17 protein-coding genes are annotated in these 24,845 nt (G+C 54.0%); 8 read left to right on the top strand and 9 right to left on the bottom strand.

Annotation, left to right across the window (positions count from 1 at the left end):
• Positions 1 to 55: 55 nt before the first annotated feature.
• The 3 genes from O1V65_RS22120 to O1V65_RS22110 all read right to left on the bottom strand — a co-directional run bounded on the left by O1V65_RS22120 (position 56) and on the right by O1V65_RS22110 (position 5,716).
• A complete protein-coding gene (locus O1V65_RS22120; RefSeq protein ID WP_017491314.1) occupies positions 56 to 1,327 on the bottom strand; it encodes an MFS transporter in 1,272 nt (423 codons plus the stop codon).
• Between the two features lie 65 nt (positions 1,328 to 1,392).
• Complete coding sequence (locus O1V65_RS22115; RefSeq protein ID WP_084912832.1) at positions 1,393 to 4,497, bottom strand: beta-galactosidase; 3,105 nt, start codon at positions 4,495 to 4,497, stop codon at positions 1,393 to 1,395.
• A 133-nt stretch (positions 4,498 to 4,630) separates the two neighbouring features.
• Positions 4,631 to 5,716, bottom strand: coding sequence for a LacI family DNA-binding transcriptional regulator (locus tag O1V65_RS22110; RefSeq protein WP_017491312.1), 1,086 nt, complete (start codon positions 5,714 to 5,716; stop codon positions 4,631 to 4,633).
• 367 nt (positions 5,717 to 6,083) lie between these two features.
• Here O1V65_RS22110 and O1V65_RS22105 point away from each other — a divergent pair, with 367 nt between their 5' ends.
• Together O1V65_RS22105 and O1V65_RS22100 are read left to right on the top strand one after the other, a co-directional pair.
• Positions 6,084 to 7,478, top strand: a complete 1,395-nt coding sequence (locus tag O1V65_RS22105; RefSeq protein WP_084912830.1) for an amino acid permease — start codon at positions 6,084 to 6,086, stop codon at positions 7,476 to 7,478.
• 12 nt (positions 7,479 to 7,490) lie between these two features.
• The gene (locus O1V65_RS22100) at positions 7,491 to 8,246 is read left to right on the top strand and encodes a transporter substrate-binding domain-containing protein (protein ID WP_084912829.1); all 756 of its coding nucleotides are present in this window, start codon (positions 7,491 to 7,493) and stop codon (positions 8,244 to 8,246) included.
• 88 nt (positions 8,247 to 8,334) lie between these two features.
• On the opposite strand, the gene fbaA is transcribed toward O1V65_RS22100, so the two are convergent.
• The 6 genes from fbaA to speA all read right to left on the bottom strand — a co-directional run bounded on the left by fbaA (position 8,335) and on the right by speA (position 17,788).
• The gene (fbaA, locus tag O1V65_RS22095; RefSeq protein ID WP_017494315.1) at positions 8,335 to 9,414 is read right to left on the bottom strand and encodes a class II fructose-bisphosphate aldolase; all 1,080 of its coding nucleotides are present in this window, start codon (positions 9,412 to 9,414) and stop codon (positions 8,335 to 8,337) included.
• 93 nt (positions 9,415 to 9,507) lie between these two features.
• Positions 9,508 to 10,671 (bottom strand): phosphoglycerate kinase, encoded by a 1,164-nt coding sequence (gene pgk, locus O1V65_RS22090; protein ID WP_017494316.1) that lies wholly within the window; start codon positions 10,669 to 10,671, stop codon positions 9,508 to 9,510.
• Between the two features lie 71 nt (positions 10,672 to 10,742).
• Complete coding sequence (gene epd, locus O1V65_RS22085; protein WP_017494317.1) at positions 10,743 to 11,759, bottom strand: erythrose-4-phosphate dehydrogenase; 1,017 nt, start codon at positions 11,757 to 11,759, stop codon at positions 10,743 to 10,745.
• A gap of 766 nt (positions 11,760 to 12,525) precedes the next feature.
• Positions 12,526 to 14,520 (bottom strand): transketolase, encoded by a 1,995-nt coding sequence (gene tkt / locus O1V65_RS22080; protein ID WP_165429781.1) that lies wholly within the window; start codon positions 14,518 to 14,520, stop codon positions 12,526 to 12,528.
• A 305-nt stretch (positions 14,521 to 14,825) separates the two neighbouring features.
• Positions 14,826 to 15,752: an agmatinase gene (speB, locus tag O1V65_RS22075; RefSeq protein WP_017491912.1), complete on the bottom strand. Its 927-nt coding sequence runs from the start codon at positions 15,750 to 15,752 to the stop codon at positions 14,826 to 14,828.
• A gap of 56 nt (positions 15,753 to 15,808) precedes the next feature.
• The gene (gene speA, locus O1V65_RS22070; protein ID WP_017491911.1) at positions 15,809 to 17,788 is read right to left on the bottom strand and encodes a biosynthetic arginine decarboxylase; all 1,980 of its coding nucleotides are present in this window, start codon (positions 17,786 to 17,788) and stop codon (positions 15,809 to 15,811) included.
• 845 nt (positions 17,789 to 18,633) lie between these two features.
• Between speA and metK the strand changes: the two genes are divergently transcribed.
• From metK to gshB, 6 genes are all read left to right on the top strand, one after another.
• Complete coding sequence (metK, locus tag O1V65_RS22065; RefSeq protein ID WP_017491909.1) at positions 18,634 to 19,788, top strand: methionine adenosyltransferase; 1,155 nt, start codon at positions 18,634 to 18,636, stop codon at positions 19,786 to 19,788.
• Between the two features lie 368 nt (positions 19,789 to 20,156).
• Positions 20,157 to 21,554 (top strand): sugar porter family MFS transporter, encoded by a 1,398-nt coding sequence (locus O1V65_RS22060; RefSeq protein ID WP_017491908.1) that lies wholly within the window; start codon positions 20,157 to 20,159, stop codon positions 21,552 to 21,554.
• 101 nt (positions 21,555 to 21,655) lie between these two features.
• Positions 21,656 to 22,171 (top strand): SprT family zinc-dependent metalloprotease, encoded by a 516-nt coding sequence (locus O1V65_RS22055; protein WP_026110536.1) that lies wholly within the window; start codon positions 21,656 to 21,658, stop codon positions 22,169 to 22,171.
• A gap of 111 nt (positions 22,172 to 22,282) precedes the next feature.
• Positions 22,283 to 22,999 (top strand): deoxyribonuclease I, encoded by a 717-nt coding sequence (gene endA, locus O1V65_RS22050; RefSeq protein WP_017491906.1) that lies wholly within the window; start codon positions 22,283 to 22,285, stop codon positions 22,997 to 22,999.
• A gap of 114 nt (positions 23,000 to 23,113) precedes the next feature.
• Positions 23,114 to 23,845 (top strand): 16S rRNA (uracil(1498)-N(3))-methyltransferase, encoded by a 732-nt coding sequence (gene rsmE, locus O1V65_RS22045; protein WP_017491905.1) that lies wholly within the window; start codon positions 23,114 to 23,116, stop codon positions 23,843 to 23,845.
• A 23-nt stretch (positions 23,846 to 23,868) separates the two neighbouring features.
• Positions 23,869 to 24,822 carry a glutathione synthase gene (gshB, locus tag O1V65_RS22040; protein WP_017491904.1) on the top strand — a complete coding sequence of 318 codons (954 nt, stop codon included), beginning with the start codon at positions 23,869 to 23,871 and terminating at the stop codon, positions 24,820 to 24,822.
• Positions 24,823 to 24,845: the final 23 nt, after the last annotated feature.

Genomic DNA, 24,845 nt, shown 5'->3' with positions numbered 1-24,845 from the left:
AGGGTAACCAAGATTTCGCCGAACTGCCAATCTGCACCATCGCTTTGCGCGATTTTTAAACGTTGCTTACCGGCTTTTCAACCGTCCTTGCAACAGGTTTAAAAGCCTGCAGCGGTCCCCTGCCGCTAAGGGTGAATACCGACAGCAGCGTAAAGGCCAGCGCTATCAATCCGAGGATCAGATAAGTGCCGTGGAAACCAATCTTGCCGTACATATCGCCGGCGAAGACGGACATAAAAATCATCGCAATCTGTTTGAAAAAGCAGAAACAGACCAGATAGATGGTTGCCGAGAAACGTACCTCGAAGACCGAGGTGATGTATTTGAAGCAGCCGACAATCAGGAACGGCACCTCGAACATATGCAGCGTTTTCAGCACCACCACCTCGACCGGTGTACTGGCAAACGAGGAGCCAATGATGCGGACAGACATGATGGTACCCGCCAGCAACAGGGCGTTCTTGCCGCCGATGCGATTGACAATCAGCGGTGCGAAGAACATCACCAGCGCGTTCAGCAATTCACCCATGGTGGTGATGTAGCCGAATACCCGCGTGCCCTCATCGGCGCTGCTGAAGAAGGAGGTAAAGAAGTTAGCAAACTGCTGGTCGAACACCTCATAGGTACAGGACACGCCGACTACGTAGAGACCGAGGAACCACAGTTTCTTGTCTTTGAGAAGTTCCGCCGCCAGACGCAGGCTAAAAGGCTTGGAGTTGGCTCCCAGTTCGTTAGCCACCTTAGCCGTCGCTCCCACCGCAGGTTTGGCCACCAGCAGCAGTACAGCGAGGATAACCGCGCAGCCTGAGCCGAGCCAGAAAACAAACTGATTGTTGATGGTAAACATAATGCCCACCACCGAGGCACAAATCGCCCAACCGACGCAGCCAAACATGCGTGCACGACCAAACTCGAAGCTGCTGCGACGACTGACCTTTTCGATATAGGCTTCAATAGCCGGTGCACCACCGTTGTAGATAAAGCCTAAATAGACCCCGCCAACAATCGAGCCCAACAGGATGTTGGTTTTCAACAGCGGTCCGAACACGTAAATAAAGAACGGGGCAAACATCACCAGCATACCGGTGATGATCCACAGCAGGTGTTTCTTCAGGCCCAGCTTGTCTGATAGCAGTCCAAACAGCGGTTGGAACACCAGAGAGAAGAAAGAGATGCTGGCAAAAATAATCCCGGTATCACTCTGATTGATATGGTTAATATCATGCAGCCAGATAGGGAAGAACGGAAAATAGGCACCCATGATGAAAAAGTAGAAAAAGAAGAACAACCCAAACGTCCAGAAATTGGTATTTTTTATGTAGTACATCTGAAACTCCTCGGCCTAAACGGCTGCCCTGCCTTGCTGTTTGCGTGCAGACAGGGCAACGAACATTACTTGCGCAACCAGCTCAATGAATAGCGATACTCACCGGCCGTCAGCAGATATTCCGGACTGACGCTGGGACTCCAGGAATCATCGCCACCAATCCCCATGCGGAAGGCATCGACGTTCAGCCAGGTGCCCTCCTCTTCCTGCAACAGATGGCGATGGCTGGTTTCCATCAGCTGATTCAGACCAAAGCGGCTCACCCCAAAGGCGAAGTCACCGCGCAACGTCCAGTGGCCGTAATTCAGCTCACGAGTCCCGCCGCGCGAACCGTTTTCGGAAGGAAATACGTAAGGGGTGTAGAGTGCCTCCAGCGGCAGCTGCCAGCGAGAGAACTGCGCCGCCAGCTGCCTGTCGGGATAGTTCTCGTGCGGTCCGAGACCCAGCCATTCGGCTGATGCGGCAACCTCTCGCAGCTGACAGGTCAGGCCGATACGCGCCGGTGACGGCAAATCGCTTGCCACCTGAACCCGTGCGTCGATATGCAGTTCGCCCTGCGTCCCAATGCGATAAGTTTTGCGGCTAATCAGGGCGACCTTGTTGTCGTTAAGGAAGGCGTGTTCGGTTTCAACGATGACCGCTTCGGCCAGACGATTGACCTCAAGATGCAGCAGCTGGCTTTCCAGCGCGTACATTCCGGCCTTCTTCCAACGCTCAACCCAGGCGTTAGGGTCGATGCGGGTGGCTTCGCTCACGCCAATATCGTTATCCAGCGGTGCGCGGACAAACTGGTCACAGAGCGGTGTCAGCAGCTGCGGCTCTTCTCCCTGCCACCACTGTTCGAGCAGGCCGGTTTTTGCGTTGAACTGCCAGCGCTGACCGCCGTGAGTGATAATGATGCCATCGTCGCTGTGCGTTAACCCCGGTGCACTGCCCTGCTCTGGTGAAATCTTTGGCAAGCTCAGCGCGCGCGGCAGCGTCCACTGATGCCAGGCGCTGCGATGTCCGGCGTCTGACCACGCGGTTGCCTCTGGCTGCACAATGTCAATATTCAGCCACAGTTCACCGGCCTTGCTGACCGCAGGGATATCACCCAGCGTAATGCGCTGGCGGCCCTGCGGCGCGATATCCAGCGCCACCTCGCCGTAACTCAGCGCTTCACCGTTCAGCTCAATGCGCCAGTTCAGACTCTCGTTGTCGGTTCGGCGGAACAGATTGTCGTTATGGATTTCCACCACCAGCGGATGATGACTCACCAGCTCAAAATGGAAGAACTGCTGGGCACGCTGCGCCTCGAAAAGCGCCGGATGGGGGGTTCGGTCCTGGAATACCAGACCGTTCATGCAGAACTGGCGATCGTTTGGCTTGTCGCCAAAATCACCACCGTAGGCCCAATAGCTGACGCCATCGTCGCCGGTGCGGGTCAGGCTCTGGTCAACCCAGTCCCAAACGAATCCGCCCTGAAGACGGGGATGGTCGCGAAACGCCTGCCAGTATTTGTCGAAACCGCCGAGGCTGTTGCCCATCGCATGAGCGTATTCGCAGAGGATGAGCGGACGCGTCTCGTCCGGCATGCCGATCCACTTTTTGATAGACCACTTCGGCACCGCGTCAAAAGGCTGGTCCTGATCTACGCGGGCATACATCGGGCAGATAATGTCGGTCGCCGCGGTATTGGCTCCCCCGCCCTCATACTGCACAGGGCGGCTCGGATCGGTGGATTTTATCCAGCGATACAGCGCGTCATGTGTGGAACCGTGGCCCGACTCGTTGCCCAGCGACCAGATGATGATGCAAGGATGGTTGCGGTCGCGCTGCACCATGCGGGTGACGCGTTCGCTAAAGGCGTTAAACCACAGCGGATCATCCGACAGACGATTCATCGGCTGCATGCCGTGCGTTTCAATGTTCGCCTCATCGACCACGTACAGGCCGTAGCGGTCGCACAGCTTGTACCACAGCGGATGGTTCGGGTAATGGGAGCAGCGCACCGCGTTGAAGTTATGCTGCTTCATCAACAGGATATCTTTCAGCATGGTCGCTTCGTCGATAGCCTGCCCTTTCTCAGGATGATGCTCATGGCGGTTGGTCCCGCGAATCAGCAGCGGCTGGCCGTTGAGTTTGAGCAGCCCCTGACTGATTTCAACCTGACGGAAACCGACGTCAAAGGCCTCGGCCTCAATCAGTGTGTTATCCGCATCAAGCAGGGAAATCACGGCGCGATAAAGGTTCGGTTGCTCGGCGCTCCACAGCAGGGGCTTGCTCAAGGCAAGGCGCAGCGTGACCTTATCAAAGTAAGCCCCGCGTTCGTCGATAGTTTCGCTGCCCAGCGGCTGAACCTCTTCGCCGACACGCCGATCGCCGTGCCACAGTTCAACCTGCACCTTCAGAGCGGCGGCGAGGCTGGCCGATGTCCGCACCGACATCTTCGCCTCGAGTTCACCCAGCAGGTAATCAGCGTGAAGAACGGTGCGCAGCTGCACGTCGGTCAGTTGAACTGCCGGTTTATGCAGCAGGCTGACGTCACGGAAAATACCGCTCATGCGCCACATATCCTGATCTTCGAGATAGCTGCCGTCGCTCCAGCGTAAAACCATCACCGCCAGACGGTTGCTGCCCGCGTGCAAAAAGTTGCTGAGGTCAAATTCGGCCGGTAAGCGACTGTCCTGTGAATAACCGACCCACTGCCCGTTGCACCAAAGATAAAAAGCCGAGTTAACACCGTCGAAGATGACACGCGTCTGCCCCTGTTCACGCCAGGCTTCCTCAACCTCAAATGTGAGCGAATAACACCCGGTCGGGTTTTCCTGCGGCACAAACGGCGGATTCACCGGAATTGGATACTGAACGTTGGTGTAAATTGGCGCGTCATAGCCAGCCATTTGCCAGTTTGACGGCACCGTAATGGCGTCAGCGTTTGGCAGGTCGGCGTCGAGCCAGGCCACTGGCACCGATTCGGGAGCGCTGAAATAGCTGAACGCCCACTGGCCGTTAAGACTCCGCGCGCTTGTTGAAGGCTTGTCCAACCTGGCCTCGGCCGTATCGCGCCAGCTTTGAAACGGTGGATGCGCAGGCAGGCGATTGACCTGAGTGCAGACCGGGTTTTCCCAGTCACGTCGCGCCAATACCGCGCTTAACCGATTTGTCGCCTGTTCTGTATCAACCTTCATTGTCACTCCCCGAAAATGTTATGCGCTCACATTAATGTTTTTAAAATGGGGGGAGAGCCAGATTAAGTAAAGGAGCCGAGATTCAGAAGGCGACGAGGATCACAATTTCAAGCGCAGATCCGCACGCGTTGGCTCAAAGTTGCTCCAACTGGCGGGCGATGCGTTTTAATTCTAGCGCCAGTGACTGAGCAGAGTCCGCCGTCTCGCCGGGGGCAGAGGTGGTATCGCGCAGCATGAGCGTGGTGTTGAGCAGCAGTGAGTCAGGCGTCGCCTGCTGCGGATTTTGCAGCATCTGCACCATACGATTGACGCTCTCACGCCCGCTGAGGCGGAAATCTTGCGCGATAGTGGTTAACGGCGGCTGAAAATAGGCGCTGTCTTCAGTGTCATCGTAACCCACCACGGAAAGCTGCTCTGGCACCGATATCGCAGACTGATGCGCCGCACGCAGCACCCCCAGCGCCATTTGGTCGTTGGCCACCAGAATTGCCGTGGGCCGCTGCGGCTGATTGAGCAGGCTCATCGCCAGCTGATAGCCCGACGCCGAGCTCCAGTCGCCGTGCAGCACGGCGAAAGGCTCAAGCCCGTGACTCGCTAACCCACACAGCCACCCCTCGTAACGCAGGCGCGCCGAAACCGACTCCAGCGGCCCGGTCAGCAAAGCGATTTGACGATGCCCGAGCCCAATAAGGTGTTCGACACCCTGTCTCGCCCCTTCGTTGGGATCAAACAGGATACTCAACAGAGAAGCATTCGGGTCGACGTCCAGAAATAGCACCGGCAGATTGCCGCAGGATTGCTTGACCGCCAACGCGCTGTCGGTTTCCAGCGGTACGTTGACAAGGATCCCATCGACCCGCTGGGCGATAAGTTCATTCACCGCGGCACGGCAAGACTGGAGATCCAAGTCTTCCACCATCGAGATTACCACGTGATATCCCAGTTGGCTGGCGCGCGTCTTGATGGCCGACGCCCCCTGTGAAGGCGCGTTCAAGGCCAGATTTGTGCTCGCCAGACCTAAGGTAAAGCTCTGTTTCCCCGCCAGCTGTTGCGCCATCCGATTGGGCACATAATTCAACGCGTTCATCGCCGCCTCAACGCGGACGCGCGTTTTTTCCGAGACCTGTGCAGCCTGATTCAGCACGCGAGACACCGTCTGGTAAGAGACGCCTGCGTGGCGGGCAACATCATCGAGCGTAACGGATTTTGGCTTGTTCAACGGCGGTTATCCTGACGGGTTGAGTTACAAACAAGGGTCGAGACACGAGCTAAGTCATCGGACTGATGATAACAGATTTCTGAGGCGGCTGACGCGCACGCGCGGATTTGCACATTGCGGTGCACCCTTATGGTTCATATCAGTCACCAGAGAGGCATTAACCGCTCAATCCGTGCACGAAAGCGCTGTAAAAAGCGCAACATTAGGATGCTAACCGTATTGTATGCATAGCCTGTGAATTAACCACAAAAATAATTAACTCTATTTATCATGCAGTTGAATAAAATTCGACGTTAAATAATCCGTCACTGGCCCAGGAATTGCTATTCCTCATGCAGACAACTTTTTACACCTTTGGGGAAAATGCATGGACAACCATAATCAGTCAGAAGGTCAGCTGCAAAGAGGCTTGAAAAACCGCCACATTCAGCTGATTGCTCTGGGCGGCGCTATCGGCACCGGCCTGTTTCTCGGGATAGCACAAACCATAAAAATGGCGGGCCCTTCCGTGCTGCTGGGCTACGCCATCGCTGGGATTATCGCCTTCTTTATCATGCGCCAGCTCGGCGAAATGGTGGTTCACGAACCGGTCGCAGGCTCGTTTAGCCACTTTTCCAACAAATACTGGGGGCACTTTGCCGGTTTTGTTTCAGGCTGGAACTACTGGGTGCTTTATGTGCTGGTCAGCATGGCAGAGCTCACCGCCGTCGGCATCTACGTTCAATACTGGTGGCCTGAAATCCCGACCTGGGTCTCAGCCGGGGTCTTCTTCGTCGCCATTAACGTGATTAATATGACCAGCGTGAAAATCTACGGTGAAGTCGAATTCTGGTTTTCAATAATCAAAGTTGCGGCGATTATCGGCATGATAGGTTTTGGCGCATGGTTGCTCGCCAGCGGACACGGCGGACCTGAGGCAAGCGTAGCAAACCTGTGGCAGCACGGCGGCTTCTTCCCTAATGGAATCAAGGGACTGGTGATGGCGATGGCCGTAATCATGTTCTCATTTGGCGGTCTCGAACTTATCGGCATTACCGCCGCCGAGGCCGATAACCCACAGAAAAGCATTCCGAAAGCCACCAATCAGGTGATCTACCGCATCCTGCTGTTCTACGTGGGCGCGCTGGCAGTCCTGTTGTCACTCTATCCATGGCAGAAAGTCGTCGAAGGCGGCAGTCCGTTCGTTCTGATTTTCCACGCGCTCAACAGCAATCTGGTCGCAACGCTGCTCAACGCCGTCGTGCTTTCCGCCGCACTTTCTGTTTATAACAGCTGCGTATTCAGCAACAGCCGCATGCTGTTTGGCCTGGCGAAACAGGGTAACGCCCCGGCCTCGCTGTTAAAGATTAACCGTCGCGGTATTCCTCTGAACGCGCTCAGCGTCTCGGCGCTGGTGACGGCGCTCTGCGTATTGCTCAACTATCTGATGCCGGGCAAAGCCTTCGAACTGCTAATGTCACTGGTGGTCTCGGCGCTGGTGATCAACTGGGCGATGATAAGCGTTACCCACCTGAAATTCAGCCGCGCCATGCACGCTGCCGGGCAAAAAACGCGCTTTGCAAGCCTGGGCTATCCGTTAACCAATATCCTTTGCCTGCTGTTCCTGGCCGGCATTTTGGTGATTATGTTTATGACGCCGGGCATCCAGATTTCGGTGTGGCTGATCCCCGTCTGGCTGCTGGTGCTGGCGATTAGCTATCATTTGAAGAAAAAGAAAAACAGCGTCACGACGGGCAAGATTGTAGAAACCAATAACCTCTGAGACAGGGACAAAATGAAAAAATTATTACCTTGGGTATTGCTGGTTGCCGCCGGGAGCGCCAGCGCAGAATCGCATCTACAAACGGTGGTAAAACAGGGCGCGTTAAACGTCTGCACTACCGGCGACTACAAGCCTTATACCTTTCTTAAACCCGACGGCAGCTATGAGGGGATAGATATCTCAATGGCGGAATCGCTGGCGAAGAGCCTGGGTGTGAAGGTGAACTTTGTAAAATCGACCTGGAAAACGCTGACACCCGATCTGGTCGCGGGCAAATGCGATATCGCGATGGGCGGTATTTCGGTCACGCTGGCACGTCAGCAGCAGGCATTTTTTGCCGAGAGAATGGACGTCGATGGGAAAATCCCGCTAGTACGCTGCACCGACGTGAAAAAGTATCAGACTCTCGAACAGATCAATAACCCCTCGGTACGCGTGATCGAACCGGCGGGTGGCACCAATGAGGCGTTCGCCCATGCTTTCCTGCCGAAAAGTACGCTGACGCTCTCTCACGATAACGCCGGGATCTTCCAGCAGTTGGTCGATAACCAGGCCGATGTGATGGTGACTGAAGCCTCAGAGGCGCTGTACCAGAAGAAGTCGCACCCTTCCCTGTGCGCGGTTAATCCCGACAAACCGATGCAATACGGTGAGAAGTCTTACATGCTGCCAACCGATGACATTAGCTGGAAACTGTATGTCGATCAGTGGCTTCATCTGGCAGGCGCCACCGGCGAATATCAGAAGATAGTCGCCAACTGGATGTAAACGGACCGCTTATCAGAGTCATAAAAAAGGGCCCCTCAAGGGCCCTTTTGTTTTTTCTTGCCTGAGCGGCATGAAAAGTCAGTCTGAATTACAGACGGTTAACGTCGTTCAGCTCTTCGAAAGCCTGTTCCAGACGGGTCACCATAGAGGACTGAGCAGCGCGCAGCCATACGCGTGGATCGTAGTACTTCTTGTTCGGCTTGTCAGCGCCTTCAGGGTTACCCAACTGCGCCTGCAGGTAAGCTTCGTTCTTTTTGTAGTACTGAAGAATACCGTCCCAGTTAGCCCACTGAGTATCAGTATCGATGTTCATTTTGATAACACCGTAGCTGATGGACTCTTTGATTTCGGCAGCAGAAGAACCTGAACCACCGTGGAACACGAAGTCCAGGGAGTTGTGCGGCAGGTTGTGTTTCTTGCTGACGTAATTCTGAGAGTCACGCAGGATGGTTGGAGTCAGTTTAACGTTGCCTGGCTTGTACACGCCGTGAACGTTACCGAAGGACGCCGCAATGGTGAAGCGTGGGCTGATAGCGTTCAGTTTTTCATAAGCGTAATCAACGTCTTCTGGCTGGGTGTACAGCGCAGAAGCGTCCATGTGGCTGTTGTCAACGCCGTCTTCTTCACCGCCGGTGCAACCCAGTTCGATTTCCAGCGTCATGTCGATCTTGGCCATACGTGCCAGATACTTGCTTGAAATCTCGATATTTTCTTCCAGTGATTCTTCTGACAGGTCGATCATGTGAGAAGAGAACAGTGGTTTACCGGTCGCTTTGAAGTGTTTTTCGCCTTCGTCCAGCAGGCCGTCGATCCAAGGCAGCAGTTTCTTCGCTGCGTGGTCGGTGTGCAGAATAACCGGCACGCCGTAGTGTTCAGCCATCAGGTGTACGTGACGTGCGCCTGAAATAGCGCCCAGAATTGCCGCGCCCTGTGGCACATCAGTTTTCAGACCTTTACCCGCGATAAACGCAGCACCGCCGTTAGAGAACTGAATAATGATTGGACCTTTCACTTTCGCAGCGGCTTCGAGAGCGGCGTTGATGGAGTCGGTACCTACACAGTTTACTGCCGGGAGAGCAAACGCATTTTCTTTAGCTACTGCGAATACTTTCTGAACGTCATCACCAGTGATAACACCAGGTTTTACGAAATCAAAAATTTTAGACATATTACGTTGTCCTGTATCGTCGGTCGTAGATGGATTGAATCGGATTAAAAAATATAGCGTGGGCAGACGAGCAACCTCATCTGCCCTGGATTATTACTTTTTAGCACGCTCTTCCAGCATCACAACGGCTGGCAGCTCTTTCCCTTCAACGAACTCAAGGAAGGCGCCACCACCGGTAGAGATGTAGGAGATTTTGTCGGCAATACCGAACAGGTCGATAGCTGCCAGCGTGTCGCCGCCGCCTGCGATTGAGAAAGCATCGCTATCGGCAATGGCGTGCGCCACAATTTCGGTCCCTTTACGGAAGTTAGGGAACTCGAATACGCCAACTGGACCATTCCACAGAATGGTTTTGGCGTTTTTCAGGATCTCGGCCAGACGCTGTGCAGACACGTCGCCCATATCCAGAATCTGCTCTTCGTCTTTGATATCGCTGGTAGATTTCAGGGTAGCGGTCGCGGTTTCAGAAAACTCGGTTGCTACGCGAACGTCGGTTGGAACCGGAATATCACAGGTCTTCAGCAGTTTTTTGGCGGTGTCCACCAGGTCTGCTTCGTACAGTGATTTGCCGACATTATGGCCTTGCGCCGCCACGAAGGTGTTGGCGATACCGCCGCCCACGATCAGCTGGTCAGCGATTTTGGACAGAGACTCAAGAACGGTCAGCTTGGTAGAAACCTTAGACCCGCCCACGATAGCAACCATTGGGCGCGCAGGGTTGCCCAGCGCTTTGCCCAGAGCTTCGAGTTCGGCGGACAGCAGTGGACCTGCACAGGCGATTGGCGCGAACTTGCCCACGCCGTGAGTCGATGCCTGAGCGCGGTGCGCAGTACCAAAAGCGTCCATGACATACACGTCACACAGCGCAGCATATTTTTTAGAAAGCGTTTCGTCGTCTTTCTTTTCGCCTTTGTTGAAGCGAACGTTTTCCAGAACGACCAGCTCACCCTCAGCAATATCAACACCGTCGAGATAATCTTTCGCCAGGCGAACTTTTGAACCCAGCTTGTCTTTCAGATAGTTAACAACCGGCAGCAGAGAAAATTCTTCGTTATATTCGCCTTCGGTAGGACGACCAAGATGCGAGGTCACCATCACGCGTGCACCCTGCTTCAGGGCCGTTTCGATGGTAGGTAAAGAGGCACGGATACGTGCATCGGACGTCACTTTACCGTCTTTAATCGGTACGTTAAGGTCCGCACGGATCAGTACACGCTTTCCTGCTAAATCCAGATCGCTCATCTTAATTACAGACATGGTGAATCCTCTTCTCGTTGATTCTTTTTAAAGTTGCTTGAGGGCCGACCAGCCGTGGCTGATTTGCCTTACTAGAAACCGCTTGCGGACATCGCCAACGTCGTGTCCAACATCCTGTTGGCGAAACCCCACTCATTGTCGCACCAGACCAGAGTCTTAATCAGGCGCTGACCACTGACCCGAGTTTGCGTACCATCGACGATGGCGCTATGCGGGTCATGGTTAAAATCGGTAGAAACTAATGGTAGTTCGGTATAGTCAACAATACCACGAAATGCACCATTCGATGCCTTTTGCAGCAGTTGGTTGACCTGCTCAACGTCAACCTTTTCGGAAACAAAAACGCTCAGGTCGATAGCGGTAACGTTGATAGTGGGAACACGCACCGAAATCGCCTCAAAGCGGTCACAAAACTTGGGCATGATGCGGGTAATTCCGGCTGACAGTTTAGTATCAACAGGAATAATTGACTGACTGGCTGCGCGGGTACGGCGTAAGTCCGGATGGTAGGCGTCGATTACCGGCTGGTCATGCATCGCAGAGTGAATGGTCGTGACTGTGCCGAATTCGATATCGAACGCGTCGTCCAGAAGTTTGATAATGGGAATAATACAGTTGGTGGTACAGGAGGCATTTGAAACGATGCGGTGCTCACGTTCGAGCAGGTGATGATTTACGCCGTAGACGACGGTGGCATCGAGGTCATGTCCGCCAGGATGGGCAAACAGGATTTTTTTCGCACCCGCGGCAAGCTGGGCCTCCCCGTCTTGTCGACTGCCGAACACGCCAGTGCAGTCGAGCACCACGTCAATGCTCAGTTCGCCCCAGGGGAGTTGGCTGGCGTCGGGCTGATGCAGCAGTCGGATGGTGTCGTCACCTACGGAGAGCACATCACCTTCCTGGCGCACATCCCAGGCGAAACGGCCATGGCTGGAGTCGTATTTCAACAGATGTGCCATTCCTTCAGGGCTGGCGAGTTCGTTGATTGCCACGACGCTAATTTCTGCACGGCGACCAGATTCGTATAAAGCGCGCAATACGCTACGGCCAATGCGACCAAAGCCATTAATTGCGATACGTATTGGCATACTTCTCCCTGTTACACGGTTGTTACCTAATTACGATAACCCTATAGTAATGCAGTGCGCCTTTGCGGTGAATCATCATTGCACCTGATTGGCTGCAATTCAGAACGCTATACCCCAACAACATTCAAACACGTTTACGACTATCCTGCGACGTTCGCCAAAATAACCCTAACTGAAACGGTTCAGCCGAGCATAAACCAAACTTTGTGCAAAGGAAATATTTCGGTGCAATTTGACGCACTCCCGCATGCGATTGATGAAAAAAACGCCTGATTATTCCTTTTTTTTCCTAACGTGGGCGTTATTTTATTAAAAAGCTTTTGTGGAGGGTTTGATGCAAATCAGAGGGAGAGTTTTTTATTGCAAAAATTTTGGAGCGAGAGTCGCCCTGGGCTTTTCTTAAAAATCAATTTTTAGGAAGTAAAGGATAGTGTCTTAAATGGCAATTTTTTTTGTTAGAGGCACATGCCATGGAGGCTGGATGCTGCACTGGGGCTGCTTTTGGGGTTTATGGGGCAGCGGCCCTGATCCGCTTTTGCGGTTAAAGTCTTTAAGGTCAAAAGCACGCACGGTCAGACCAAAATTCTTTGTGTTTTTCAAATCGGAAAAGCACCTCGGAGTTAAAGGGCGTTGACCTCAAGGCAGGTTAGGCAGCCGCCCGATCACCGCCGTCCCCCCCAGGCCGTGCGCCCAGCACAAAAAAAGCCCCGGTTTTCACCGAGGCCTTTATCACTGCCTTAAAAAGCAATTTTGCAATAAAAAGTAATTACTTAAGAAGGGATTGCGCCTTCGCAACAATATTATCCACCGTGAACCCGAACTCTTTAAACAACAAGTCCGCAGGCGCTGACTCACCGAAGGTGGTCATACCGACGATTGCGCCGTTCAGGCCAACGTATTTGTACCAGTAGTCCGCGATACCCGCTTCAACCGCAACGCGCGCGGCAACGGCTTTCGGCAGCACTGATTCGCGGTAAGCGGCGTCCTGCTTGTCGAACGCGTCGGTGGACGGCAGAGAGACCACGCGCACTTTGGTGCCCGCCGCGGCCAGCTTGTCGGCCGCTTCTACAGTGATACCCACTTCAGAACCGGTCGCAATCAGGATAACCTCTGGCGTACCTTCGCTGTCCTTCAGGATATACCCCCCGCGCGCCACGTTCGCCAGCTGCTCGGCGGTACGCGGTTGCTGGGTCAGGTTCTGACGGGAGAAGATCAGGGTCGTCGGACCGTCGTTGCGCTCGATAGCGTATTTCCACGCTACCGCAGACTCAACCTGGTCGGCTGGACGCCACAGGCTCATGTTCGGGGTCACACGCAGGCTGGCCAGCTGTTCAACCGGCTGGTGCGTCGGGCCGTCTTCGCCCAGACCGATAGAGTCGTGGGTGTAAACAAACACGTTGCGGATTTTCATCAGCGCGGCCATACGTGCGGCGTTACGCGCGTATTCCACGAACATCAGGAAGGTTGCGGTGTAAGGCAGGAAACCGCCGTGCAGCGCAATACCGTTGCTGATTGCGGTCATGCCGAACTCGCGCACGCCGTAGTGAATGTAGTTACCTGCGTTATCGTCGCCGATAGAACGTGAGCCAGACCACATGGTCAGGTTGCTCGGTGCCAGGTCAGCGGAGCCGCCCAGGAATTCCGGCAGAACCTTACCGAAAGCTTCCAGCGCGTTCTGCGATGCCTTGCGGCTGGCGATGTTAGCGGGCTTGGCCTGCAGTTCTTCAATGAATTTCTGAGACTGCGCTTCCCAATCGGCCGGCAGCTTGCCATTCACGCGGCGTTCGAACTCGGCAGCCAGTTCTGGATGCGCTTTCGCATAGGCGGCGAACTTCTTGTCCCAGGCAGACTCTTTCGCCTGACCTGCTTCTTTCGCGTCCCACTGGGCGTAGATCTCCTGAGGAATTTCGAAGGCAGCGTATTTCCAGCCGATGGCTTCGCGAGTGGCGGCCACTTCGGCAGCACCCAGCGCAGCGCCGTGCACTTCATGTGTACCGGCCTTGTTCGGTGAACCGAAACCAATGATGGTTTTGCACATCAGCAGTGAAGGTTTGTCGGTAACAGCGTGTGCTTCTTCGATAGCCGCCTTGATAGCAACCGGATCGTGGCCGTCTACGTGACGCACAACGTGCCAGCCGTAGGATTCGAAACGTGCCGCGGTATCGTCGGTGAACCAGCCTTCTACGTGGCCGTCGATGGAGATGCCGTTGTCATCGTAGAACGCGGTCAGTTTGCCGAGCTTCATGGTACCGGCGAGTGAACAGGCTTCGTGCGAGATACCTTCCATCATACAGCCGTCGCCCAGGAAGGCGTAGGTGTGGTGGTTGACGATATCGTGGTTTTCACGGTTGAACTGCGCCGCCAGGGTGCGTTCTGCAATCGCAAAGCCCACGGCGTTCGCAATACCCTGACCCAGCGGGCCGGTGGTGGTTTCAACGCCTGGGGTGTAGCCGTACTCCGGGTGACCTGGGGTCTTGGAGTGCAGCTGACGGAAGTTTTCCAACTCGGTGATAGGCAGGTCATAGCCGGTGAGGTGAAGCAGGCTGTAAATCAGCATCGACCCGTGACCGTTTGACAGCACGAAGCGGTCGCGGTCGGCCCAGTGTGGGTTGGTCGGGTTGTGGTTCAGGTAATCACGCCACAGGACTTCGGCGATGTCGGCCATGCCCATAGGGGCACCAGGGTGGCCGGAATTCGCTTTCTGCACGGCGTCCATGCTGAGTGCGCGGATAGCGTTCGCAAGCTCTTTACGAGAGGACATGTTCTACTCCAGGTCGGATTAAAAAAGCAGTCGAAAAAATCATTTTCTCAGACTACGTATTAAAACGGCAATCTCTATTACTGCACGGGACACACTTCAGAAAACAAGCGCTTTGGGCAGAGAGTGTTTAGTCTACCCAACTATATCGCCCCCGCTGTTAAAAACCAATCACGGCACACGGCTTATAAGGAGATGTTGTTTTCGCTGCGGTTTTATAAATATCGGTGCGGGATCGAGACAGAAAGAAACAAAAAGACCCGGCAATGCCGGGTCTCGTGTACGTGTTAGTCAGAAGGTTAAAACGCTTACGCGCCTTTTTTATCCGCCTGCACGTGAAGCATTTCCAGGGCCAGCGTCGCCGCGGCCAGCGCAGTGATGTCAGACTGGTCGTAGGCTGGGGCAACTTCAACGATGTCCATACCCACGATGTCGAGGTCCAGATTCTTCAGGCCGCGAACCAGCTTCAGCGCACGGTCAGAGGTCAGGCCGCCGATCACTGGCGTACCGGTGCCAGGCGCGTGCGCCGGGTCCAGACAGTCGATGTCGAAGCTCAGATACACCGGCAGGTCACCAACAATCTGCTTAACCTGCGCCAAAATATCGTCAACGGTGCGGTCATTGACCTGAGCGGCGTCGAGAACGGTGAAACCGAGATCTTTGTCGAACTCGGTACGGATACCAATCTGCACCGAGTTCTCGGCAGAGATTAGCCCTTCTTTCGGCGCATGATAGAACATGGTGCCGTGGTCGAATTTGCTGCCGTTGGAGTAGGTATCGGTGTGCGCATCGAAGTGAACCAGCGCCATCTTGCCGAATTTCTTGAAGTGCGAGCGCAGCAGCGGCAGCGTCACAAAGTGGTCACCGCCGAAGGACAGCATGCGTTTGCCGGAGGCCAGCAGCTTGTCGGCGTGCTCTTCAAGATTGTTGACCAAGCTCTGTGCATCACCGAACTCGTAAACTACGTCGCCGCAGTCAACCACATTCAGGCGCTCACGCAGGTCGAAATCCCACGGCCAGCGCTTGCCTTCCCACGCAAGATTGACGGATACCTGACGGATAGCCGCCGGGCCCAGACGCGAACCTGAACGACCAGAAGTCGCCATGTCGAAAGGAATACCGGTGATCACCCACTCGGCATCGCTGTCGTACGGTTCGAAATTAACCGGGAAACGCAGAAAACCAAACGCGTTGGAAACCAGCGAGTTATCAAACTTATGTCCCAAAGTGCTCATGACTTATCCTTATATAAAGCCTCGCACGAGCGATGTTCGGCGAGGCTGTTCTTAACTTATTCGTCTTCTAAATAGGTATAACCGTAGAGACCGCTCTCGAACTCTTCGATGAACTGCAGCTGCAGGTCGGCGTCGAGATCGGTTTCTTTAACCTGATCGCGGAAGCGGGCCAGCAGTACGTTCGGGTCCAACTGTACGTATTCGAGCATGTCGGCCACGGTGTCGCCTTCGTCAGACTGCTGGACTTCGATGGTGCCGTCAGGGAAGACAAACACGTCTACCGCAGCAGTATCACCGAACAGGTTGTGCATGTTGCCAAGGATTTCCTGGTAAGCACCAACCATAAAGAAGCCCAACGCCGGAGGATTTTCCGGATCATAAGGCGGCATCGGCATGGTCGTTGCTACGCCGTCGCCGTCAACATAGTGGTCGATAATCCCGTCGGAGTCACAGGTAATGTCGAGCAGCACGGCGCGGCCAACCGGTGGCTTGTCGAGGCCTTCCAACGGCAGCACCGGGAACAGCTGATCGATACCCCACGCGTCCGGCATTGACTGGAACAGCGAGAAGTTAACGTACAGCTTATCGGCCATGCGTTCCTGTAGCTCGTCAATGATTGGACGGTGCGCACGGTTGCTCGGGTCAAGCTGCTGCTGAATCATGTTGCAGATATTCAGGTAGATCTCTTCCGCCCAGGCGCGCTGAGTCAGGTCCAGAATACCGTGCGCGTACTGCGAGTGAACGTCGTGCAGGTCCATCTGGCAGTCGTGCAGCCACTCACGCAGCGAACGACGGTTTTCAGGATCGTGCATCTCGTTCCAGGTATCCCACATGCTCAGCAGCGCGCGCGGCGCATCGGCAGCAGGGGCAACTGGCGGAGTAAACTCGTTGCGCTCAACGCCGATAACGTTGGACACCAGCACGGTGTGGTGCGCGGTAACCGCACGGCCAGACTCGGTGATGACCGTAGGGTGCGGCAGGCCGTGTTCGTTACAGGCATCACCAATACCCCAGATAACGTTGTTGGCGTATTCGTTCAGGCCATAGTTGACCGAGCAATCAGACTGGGAACGAGTCCCTTCGTAGTCGACGCCCAAGCCGCCGCCGACGTCGAAGCACTGAATGTTCACGCCAAGCTTGTGCAGTTCAACGTAGAAACGCGCCGACTCACGGACGCCAGTGGCGATGTCGCGGATGTTGGCCAACTGCGAACCCAAGTGGAAGTGCAGCAGTTGCAGACTTTCAAGACGCCCCGCTTCGCGCAGCATCTCGACCAGTTGCAGCACCTGTGCCGCCGCCAGACCGAACTTAGATTTCTCGCCGCCGCTCGACTGCCACTTGCCGGAACCCTGAGAAGACAGACGCGCACGTACGCCCAGACGCGGGATAACGTTCAGACGCTCGGCTTCTTCCAGCACCAGCTTAATCTCGCTCATCTTCTCGATGACCAGATAAACCTTGTGACCCAGCTTCTCGCCAATCAGCGCCAGACGGATGTATTCACGGTCTTTATAGCCGTTACAGACAATCACCGAACGGGTCATACCGGCGTGCGCCAGTACGGCCATCAGCTCGGCTTTAGAACCGGCCTCAAGGCCCAGCGGCTCACCGGATTCAACCAGTGATTCGATGACGCGACGGTGCTGGTTTACCTTGATGGGATAAACCAGGAAATAGTCACCCTCATAGCCAAATGATTCGCGCGCGCGTTTAAACGCGGCGTTAATCGAGCGCAGACGGTGTTGCAGAATTTGTGGGAAACAGAACAACGCGGGAAGACGTTGGCCGTCCTGTTCACGCATGTCTTTAACCAGCTGGGCCAGGTCTACGCGGGCCGCAGGCACGTCCGGATCCGGACATACGCTAATGTGGCCAAGCTCATTGACGTCGTAGTAATTGTTACCCCAATAGGCAACATTGTAAGTGCGCAGCATTTTGCTGGCATCACGGTCGTTCACGGCAACCTCCTGCATGGAGCGCAAAGAAACACTGTCGCCCGCATGAGACGGACGGTGGGACTGCATGTCATCAGACATAGTTAATACCCTTTTCTACACTGACAGCATGGCCAGCCACTATCGCAGTAACAACAGGTGAGAACAACCCAGACAAAGCCGAGAAACGCCGAACAAAATTCGGTGCCTCAACCCTATAGCAAAGTTGATCACTCATATAATTGTAAATCACGTTGTCAGACTCCGTGAAACGAGTCGGGGAAACCATGGGACACACGCCCCAAAAGTCGCAGGCTACATCAAAATTTTTTCAGGAAAGGGCGGTTAACCGGCCCTGGAATCTTGAGTAGCGCCAAAATGTCTGTCGCTGACCTGTCTATATACATGCGGTGTAGAGACACGCTGTTTATAGCATCGGATAGATGACAGAATTTTTTCACAGTGGTGGGACGCAGAAATTAAATGCGTCTGCTGAGGATGCTGTTGAAATGTAACAAGCGGTAAAAAGTGGGTCATTAACCTAACCACCTCCACAGGTGCCACGCAAATCATGCGGACATCCGGCCATATAGGGCATAAAGAGAACAGTAATTACTGGAATACGCTGCGTAAATCGCTTCTGAATGAAACATGCCAGCGCGGGGGCGTTTATACCGAGAACCCTGTAAAAATGCAAAATGAAAATAAGGTGAAAGCTGTTTCGAACAGTGAATATCACGCAAATCCGGCACAATATGAATATGGGTGCAGTAAAAAAGGGCTGGCAATCACCTGACAAGCTAGCCTAAAATAGCCATCCAGATGTTAATCCGTCTACTCTGACCCACCGTCAAACGGCTTCAGGGATGGGCTCAAAATCTGTCCTATTTTCAAGCTGCCTGGTTTGGCAGCAGTCTCTAACCGTCGTATGAAAGGTAAAGAAGATAATGGCTAAACACCTCTTTACGTCCGAATCTGTTTCAGAAGGACATCCAGACAAAATCGCTGACCAAATCTCTGATGCCGTTCTCGACGCGATTTTAGAACAAGATCCAAAAGCGCGCGTGGCGTGTGAGACCTACGTTAAAACCGGTATGGTTTTAGTGGGTGGCGAAGTGACTACCAGTGCGTGGGTTGATATCGAAGAAATCACCCGTAATACCGTGCGTGAAATCGGCTACATCAACTCCGAGATGGGCTTCGACGCGAACTCTTGTGCCGTGTTGAGCGCTATTGGTAAACAATCTCCTGATATTAATCAGGGTGTTGACCGCAGCGATCCGCTGGAGCAAGGTGCGGGCGACCAGGGTCTGATGTTTGGTTATGCAACCAACGAAACCGACGTGCTGATGCCAGCACCAGTTACTTACGCTCACCGTCTGGTGCAGCAGCAGGCCGCCGTACGTAAATCAGGTTCACTGCCTTGGCTGCGTCCAGATGCGAAAAGCCAGATCACCTTCCAATATGACGACGGTAAAATTGTCGGTATTGACGCGGTCGTTCTGTCGACTCAGCACTCTGAAGACGTGAATCTGAAAGACCTGCAAGAAGCGGTGATGGAAGAGATAATCAAGCCAGTTCTGCCGAGCGAATGGCTGAATGCTTCGACCAAATACCACATTAACCCGACTGGCCGTTTCGTTATCGGTGGCCCAATGGGTGACTGTGGTCTGACCGGTCGTAAAATCATCGTTGATACCTACGGCGGTATGGCGCGCCACGGTGGCGGTGCATTCTCTGGTAAAGACCCTTCGAAGGTTGACCGTTCTGCGGCCTATGCAGCTCGCTACGTTGCGAAAAACATCGTTGCTGCTGGTCTGGCTGACCGTTGTGAAATTCAGGTTTCTTACGCTATCGGCGTTGCAGAACCGACTTCCATCATGGTTGAAACCTTCGGTACCGAGAAAGTGCCTACCGAGCAACTGACCCTGCTGGTACGCGAGTTCTTTGACCTGCGTCCCTATGGCCTGATTCAGATGCTTGACCTACTGCACCCAATCTATAAAGAGACGGCTGCATACGGTCACTTCGGTCGCGAACATTTCCCATGGGAAAAAACCGACAAAGCCGCTCAGCTTCGTGAAGCTGCCGGTCTGAAATAAGTTTGGGCTAATCGCCTGAATGAGAAAGAACCCTGCCCTAGTGGCGGGGTTTTTTTATATTTGAAGGTCTTTCGGAATCGCCTCAAAATGAAAGCGGTTACAGATTATAAGTTCTTACGAATTAGATAATTACAGCAATAGTAAATAACAGTTAAACAACAATTGATTGCTTTAAATCATTGGATATACTAAAACCTTTAACCGCTAACGCGCCCACCTAAACAAAGTATTACAAAAGCTCGCCAATATACGTTTCTCCACCTCGGAATAAGTGTAAGCGATTACAACACTGTGATCTGGCGCACTTTTTGGGGCTTTAAGGGCAAATAACATATCAGGCTAAGCATTATTGTCATTTTGGAGGCAGGATGAGTATCTCAACGTCATATAAGGCAGAGAAGCGCTCTAATAAGAGTGTGACTTTTTTTGTCTGTTTTCTCGCCGCATTGGCTGGGCTGCTATTCGGTCTGGACATCGGCGTAATCGCAGGCGCATTACCCTTTATTAGTCACGATTTTCAGATTTCCAGCCACGAGCAGGAGTGGGTGGTAAGTTCCATGATGTTCGGTGCAGCCGTGGGTGCCGTAGGCAGTGGCTGGATGAACTTCCGTATTGGCCGTAAGTATAGCCTGATGATCGGTGCGGTACTGTTCGTGCTCGGCTCGCTGGCTTCTGCATTGGCGCCCAATACCGAAGTTTTGATTATCGCTCGCGTGCTGCTGGGTCTGGCGGTTGGCGTGGCATCTTACACTGCGCCTTTGTATCTTTCTGAAATTGCTCCAGAAAAAATTCGTGGCAGCATGATCTCCATGTACCAGTTGATGATTACCATCGGTATTCTGGCGGCCTACCTTTCCGACACCGGCCTGAGCTACACCGGCTCATGGCGCTGGATGCTGGGCGTGATCACCATCCCTGCCCTGCTGCTGCTGATTGGCGTATTCTTCCTGCCAGACAGCCCACGTTGGCTGGCGGCTCGCGGTAACGACGAGAAAGCGCGTCGCGTACTCGAAAAACTGCGTGATACCAGCGAGCAGGCTAAAAACGAACTGAACGAAATCCGCGAAAGTCTGAAGGTAAAACAAAGCGGCTGGGCACTGTTCACCAACAACAAAAACTTCCGCCGCGCGGTTTATCTCGGCATTCTGCTTCAGGTTATGCAGCAGTTCACCGGTATGAACGTCATCATGTACTACGCACCGAAAATCTTCGGTCTGGCCGGGTTCGCAAGCAACGCCGAGCAGATGTGGGGCACGGTAATCGTCGGTCTGGTCAACGTTCTGGCGACCTTTATCGCCATCGGTCTGGTTGACCGTTGGGGCCGTAAACCGACCCTGATTCTGGGCTTCTTGGTTATGGCCGTCGGTATGGGCGTGTTGGGCACAATGCTGCACGTTGGCGTCGAATCCATGGGCGCGAAATACTTCTCCATTGCGATGCTGCTGATGTTTATCGTTGGCTTTGCGATGAGTGCGGGTCCGCTGATTTGGGTCCTGTGTTCTGAAATCCAGCCGCTTAAGGGCCGCGATTTTGGTATCACCGTATCAACCGCGACCAACTGGATTGCCAACATGATTGTCGGTGCAACCTTCCTGACCATGCTTGATAGCCTGGGCAATGCCAACACCTTCTGGGTGTACGGCGGTCTGAACCTGGTGTTTATCTTCATCACCCTGGCGTTGATTCCGGAAACTAAAAACGTTTCTCTGGAACACATCGAGCGCAACCTGATGAGCGGTAAACCGCTGAAAAACATTGGCGACTAGTCTTCCCGCTGATTAATCTGCAAAGGCGCTCATTGAGCGCCTTTGCTATTTACGGCCCAATCCGCTTGCACAAACCTCGGCGTCAGATTTATGCTTTAATGATGAAAAGCACCAGAATCCCGATTGCCCTGCAACAAGCCGTAATGCGCTGCCTGCGTGAGAAATTACAGCTTGCCAACCAGAAACTCAAAACCGCGTATCCTGAACCTGAACTCAACTATCAGCAACGAGGTACCAGCGCGGGTACCGCGTACCTGCAATACTGGCAAATTCGCCTCAATCCCGTCTTGTTGCTCGAAAACCAACAGGCGTTCGTAGACGAAGTTGTGCCGCACGAGCTCGCGCACCTGCTGGTCTATAAACATTTTGGCCGCGCGGCGGCCCCACACGGTAAGGAGTGGCGCTGGATGATGGAATCCGTGCTTGAGGTCTCAGCCAGCCGCACGCACCAATTCACCGTGACCTCGGTACAGAGCAAAACCTATCCCTATGTCTGCCAGTGCCGTGACCATCAACTCACCGTGCGTCGCCACAATAAAGTCCTGCGTCAAGAGGCTGAATATCGCTGTAGCCACTGTGGAACATTACTGCGCTTCAAGGCCGCCCACCCTCATTAAAGACGCGACTAAGCCAATCGTTTAACTCATTAAAATATATCAGTTATCTCATTGATAGCCTGTTTGACATCCGCTACCCTGCCCGCTTTGGATATCAGGCTGCTCTGGAATATGTCTCGTAAAATTTTGCTGTTATTGCCCCTCTTTGCACTCTCGTCTTTTAACGCATTTAGCCGCTCCACCGAGGGCGTTACTATTAATAACTTCAGCCAGGCGAAGGCTGCAGCGGTTAAAGTTAATCACGATGCACCGACCTTTTACTGCGGCTGTAGGGTGAGCTGGAGCGGCAAAAAAGGGACGCCTGACCTCCAGTCGTGCGGCTACAGTGTGCGTAAAAATGCCCAGCGCGCCGACAGGATCGAGTGGGAGCACGTGGTCCCGGCATGGGAATTTGGACACCAGCGCCAGTGCTGGCAGAACGGCGGGCGTAAGGACTGCGCCAAAGACGCGGGCTATCGCCAGATTGAAACCGACCTGCATAATTTGCAACCCGCGATAGGTGAGGTTAACGGCGACCGCAATAACTTCCAGTACGGCCAATGGAATGGAACTGCGACCCAATACGGGCGCTGTGAGATGAAGATCGATTTTAAAAACAAGGTTGCAGAACCCCCTGCTCGCGCTCGTGGTGCTATTGCACGCACCTATTTCTACATGCGTGACCGTTACCATCTGAACCTGTCGCGTCAACAAACGCAGCTGTTTACCGCCTGGGATAAGCTGTATCCCGTGACGCCATGGGAGTGTGAGCGCGATAATCGCATCGCCGCGATTCAGGGGAATCACAACAACTATGTTCAGCAGGCTTGCCAGCGGGGAAACAGCTAACCTACTATATCTCCCTATAATGCCTGTCATGCACGTTCCGCCCCGTACTCTGGTCGAACGTGCTGCCTAATAGCGCCTCGGCGCTGTTTTTTTATCAAAGGATCACAGCCTCACATGCGAATACCCCGCATTTTTCATCCTGAGCTTCTGAGCGCGCATAGCGAAGTTGTCCTCAGCGAAGACGCCGCAAATCACGTCGGCCGTGTACTGCGCATGCAACCGGGGCAGCTTATCCAGCTGTTCGACGGATCCAATCAGGTCTTTGAAGCCAGCCTGACTCAGGTCGACAAAAAGAGCGTGCGTGTGCAGCTCGGTGACGCTGAGTGGGTTAATAACGAATCGCCGCTTAATCTGCATCTGGGCCAGGTTATTTCGCGCGGCGAGAAGATGGAATTTACCATTCAGAAATCCATCGAACTGGGCGTTAATACCATTACGCCTCTGTTTTCGGAGCGCTGCGGGGTGAAGCTTGACGGTGAACGTCTGGCGAAAAAGCTGCAACAGTGGCAAAAAATCGCGATTGCCGCCTGTGAACAGTGTGGACGCAACCGCGTGCCAGAGATACGTGAAGCGATGCCTCTGGAGCAATGGTGCGCCGAGCAGGACAACAGTCTTAAGCTTAATTTGCATCCTCGTGCCAGCCACAGCATCAATACGCTGCCGCTACCGGTAGAACATGTGCGATTATTGATTGGTCCTGAAGGCGGACTGACCGCCGATGAGATTGCGATGACCACGGGCTACGGATTTACTGATATCCTGTTAGGACCGCGCGTTTTACGCACAGAAACAACAGCGCTCACCGCCATCACCGCCCTGCAGGTGCGTTTTGGCGACCTGGGCTAGAAGCAGGCTCTAAAGGAGAGATGATGATTAAGCTTGGCATCGTGATGGACCCGATTTCGTCCATCAACATCAAGAAAGACACCAGCTTCGCCATGTTGCTGGAAGCCCAGCGTCGCGGCTATGAACTGCACTACATGGAGATGAACTCGCTTTATCTTCGCGGCGGCGAAGGCCGTGCGCAGACCCGTAAGCTGCTGGTCAAACAAGATTACGAAAGCTGGTATCAGTTTGGCGACGAGCAGGACATCGCCCTGCAAGACCTCGACGTTGTGCTGATGCGTAAAGATCCCCCGTTCGATACCGAGTTCATCTACGCAACCTACATTCTTGAGCGCGCAGAAGAAAAAGGCACGCTTATCGTCAACAAGCCGCAAAGCCTGCGCGACTGTAATGAGAAGCTGTTCACCGCCTGGTTCCCTGAACTGACGCCGGACACGCTGGTTACCCGCAACGCCTCGCAGCTGAAGACATTCTATAAAGAACATAGCGACGTCATCCTTAAGCCGCTCGACGGCATGGGCGGCGCGTCTATTTTCCGCCTGAAGCCTGAAGATGCCAACGTCTCGGTCATTATCGAGACCCTGACCGAACACGGCAGCCGCTACTGCATGGCGCAAAACTATCTGCCAGCCATTAAAGACGGCGACAAACGTGTACTGGTGGTCGACGGCGAACCGGTGCCTTATTGCCTGGCTCGTATCCCGTCCCAGGGCGAAACCCGTGGCAATCTGGCCGCCGGTGGACGTGGTGAAGCGCGCCCCCTGAGCGAAAGCGATTGGGCGATTGCACGCACCGTGGCACCTACGCTGAAGAAAAAAGGCCTGATCTTTGTCGGTCTCGATATCATCGGCGATCGTCTGACCGAGATTAACGTCACCAGCCCAACCTGCGTTCGTGAAATCGAAGCTGCGTTCCCGGATATCTCTATCACCGGAATGTTGATGGACGCTATCGAAGCCCGCCTCGCCGCTCGTTAATTTGCCATCTGTGGCGGCAAGAC

Origin of the sequence: Rouxiella badensis (assembly GCF_026967515.2) — a bacterium.
Lineage (GTDB): Bacteria > Pseudomonadota > Gammaproteobacteria > Enterobacterales > Enterobacteriaceae > Rouxiella > Rouxiella badensis.
Note: the sequence above shows the minus strand (reverse complement) of the source record. Positions and strands in the feature narration are given on the sequence as shown.